Source organism: Saccharothrix sp. ST-888 (genome assembly GCF_000955975.1).
Taxonomy (GTDB): Bacteria; Actinomycetota; Actinomycetes; order Streptomycetales; family Streptomycetaceae; genus Kitasatospora.
The window spans coordinates 1-264 of sequence record NZ_JYJF01001078.1 but is presented as its reverse complement, the minus strand read 5'-3'; the positions used below and the strand labels follow the sequence as shown (position 1 = coordinate 264).

The following is a 264-nucleotide window of genomic DNA, read 5'->3' as shown; positions in this document are numbered from 1 at the left end:
GTGGCCGGAGCTGTCGCTGGCGGATGTCGGGTACTCGCTGGTGGCGTCGCGGGCGGGGTTCGAGCACCGGGCGGTGGTGGTCGCGGGTGACCGTGAGGCGGCTGTCCGTGGCCTGGAGGCGCTGGCGTCCGGTGAGCCGGGTGCGGGTGTGGTGCAGGGTGTGGGTGGGGCTGGGGGGAAGGTGGCGTTCGTCTTCCCGGGTCAGGGTTCGCAGTGGGCTGCGATGGCGGTGGAGTTGCTGGAGTGCTCTGCGGTGTTCGCGGA

The 264-nt window shown here is 72.3% G+C and carries 1 protein-coding gene; it reads left to right on the top strand.

Annotated features, from left to right (window positions below):
- Positions 1–264, top strand: a 264-nt coding sequence (locus tag UK12_RS44220) for an acyltransferase domain-containing protein (RefSeq protein WP_045307386.1), incomplete at both ends; no start/stop codon positions are given.